At 72.8% G+C, this 2493-nt stretch carries 1 protein-coding gene; it reads right to left on the bottom strand.

Features of this window, described 5'->3' with window-relative positions; translation table 11 throughout:
- On the bottom strand, nucleotides 1-2317 hold a 2317-nt coding region (locus tag M4J07_RS47615), incomplete at its 3' end, for a hypothetical protein (RefSeq protein ID WP_255983634.1).
- Nucleotides 2318-2493: the final 176 nt, after the last annotated feature.

Genomic DNA, 2493 nt, shown 5'->3' on the forward strand with positions numbered 1-2493 from the left:
GCGGGCTGGGCGGGGCCGGCTGGAGCATGCTGCCCCACGCCTGGCCGTCCCTGCGCAGCGAGTTGCTCCACACCCTCACCTGCTGGCGGGCGTCCGCTGTGGCCTTGGAAGCCCCGGCCGCTGACGTGCGCGCGGTGGCGGGCAGACCCATCGTCGCCCCGTACAGCAGGCGGCCGCCGGTGTGGGCGAGGCGGTAGCCGCGCAGCCGCACCAGCCGGTTGTGCGCGCGGGTGGACAGCAGGGTGCGGTCGGTGTGCTGGTCGTGCAGGAGCATTCCGCTGGTGCGGTCGACGACCTGGCCGTTCTCCTCCCGGTAGCGGTCCCGGGGCCCACCGGGAGAAGTCTTGCGCGAACCGTCCTTGCGCCCGCCCGTGTTGTCGGCCGCTGGGTCGCCGCCGGCGGTGGGCTTGCGCAGCGCGGCCAGCCGGGCCTCTCCGGGGTGGCGTCCGACCAGCGCGGTGAACGCGGCGCCGCCCATCAGGCGGGCCCCGGCGACCGTGGCGCCGATCGGGGCGAGGCCGCGGGAGGCCTCGGCGTTCGCGTCGGCCAGCAGCCGTCCGGGGTCTGCGGGTATCCCGGTGGCGTCCGTCAGCCCGTGCATGACCCCTTGCGTCAATCCGGCTGTGCCCAGGCCCAGTCCGGTCGCCCCGCGCCCGCGCAGCGAGGCCCCGGACAGCATCCGGCCGGGGCCGGCGCCGCCCAGGTTCATGGCGAGGGCGGCGCCCAGCTGGGAGTCGCCGGCCAGGTGGCTGCCGCCGACCTTGGCGTAGCGCATCCGCACGGTGATCCGCTGTCCGAAGGAGGTGATGAGGACCAGCAGGCGGCGGTGGAAGGCGAGCGCGACGAGCGCCAGCACGTCCATCAGCAGCAGCCGCTCGGCCAGCAGGTTCGGGCCGTCGGTGAGGATGACGTCGAGGGTGATGCCGACGGCGGGGATGAACCCGGCGACGGCGAGGACCACCGCCATGGAGATCCCGAACAGGGCCAGCCACTTCCACACCACCGTCCGGCTCGGTCCGGGCAGCATCCCCCACACGAACGTGACGCCGCCCGCTGTCGCGGCGCCCGCGCACACCGCGGAGATGCCCAGCAGGACCACCGCCGCGGACAGCAGCAGCGCACAGATCAACAGCGCGGCGAGGAACACCATCACCACCGCGGCCACCCGCCACCACGACGGCTGCTCGGCATAGTCGGCGCACGCCGCGCCCACCGGACCGGCCTTCTTCAGGTCCTTGAGGAAGGCGGCGAACTCCTGGTCGTCCTGGGACAGCACCGGGGCGACCTCGTCCAGCAGCTTCCCGCCCGGGGTGAGTTCGGGCAGCGTGTCCGGCCCCTGGTCACCCGGCTCGCGCTCGCAGTACGCCTTGCCCGGCCCCTTGATCAGCTCGCACGGGTCGTCGTCCGGCCCCTGCTTCTTCTTGTCGGCGCTGTAGCCGCCGGACACCCACTTCAGGTGCACCGCGTACGCCTTGCGGTCGCCCGCCGTGCCCGGGTCGAGGATCCGCCCGTACTGCAGCAGCATGAACGGCTTGACGACCAGCGAGTTGGTGACGGCGTTCTGCACCGGCTTCGCGATCTTCTTCGCGTCCGGTGTGGCCGCATCCTGGATGCCGTAGCACTTGTTCAGCGCCAGCCCGGACAGGCCGGCACACGGATCATCGGAGGAGATCTTCCCGCCCCAGGAGTGCGCGTTGACGGTCTTCTGCGCGACCTCGGCCGCCGCCGACTGGGCCTGCAGCACTGGGCCTTCCTTGCCCAGCAGGAAGGCGGGGGTGATGAACACCGATGCGGCCAGCGCCCCGAGCACCAGGGTGAGTGCGATCTCCCCGAACCCGCGGCTGCGCTTGCCGCGCATCACCAGCACCAGGCCGAACACGAACGCCCAGGCCAGCAGCATCGCTTTGAGCCCGAGGTCCTCGACGACGATGTCTGTGTACACCTCGGACAGGCGCTGCGCGGGCTGGGCGAGCAGCTTCAGCAGCGGGAAGCGGTAGGCGACCTCGATCGCCCAGCAGGCCAGCCCCACCAGCACCTGGACCACGGTGAACAGCCCGCCCAGGACGGCGGCCTGCAGGTTGGAGACGAACCCGAACACGCTGCCGCCCTGCGCCCCGAGCTGGTAGCCCTCCAGGGACGCGCCCTCGGAGGTGGGCAGCTCCAGCGGGGACAGCAGCCCGCCGGTGCCGGTGCCGGTGCCGGTGCCGGTGGCGCTGTCGGCGGCGTGGGCGACGGAGGTGTTGACCGTGAGGAACACGCCCACCAGCAGGAAGGTGAAGCCGGCAGCGCGCAGCGTGCCGCGGTCCGGGCCCCGCATCACAGCGCCCGACGACGGCGGTTGAGGGCGTACAGGGTGGTGATGCCGAGGGCGAGGACGCCCAGCGGCCATGCGTCGGCCAGCGTGAGGGAACCTGTCGGGAAGCCTGCTCCCGCCGGGGCTCCCCGGCAGAAGCCGTGTGCGGGGCCCACCACGGCATCGCACACCTCAGACGT

The organism is Streptomyces longispororuber (assembly GCF_024448165.1).
Classification (GTDB): Bacteria; Actinomycetota; Actinomycetes; order Streptomycetales; family Streptomycetaceae; genus Streptomyces; species Streptomyces longispororuber_A.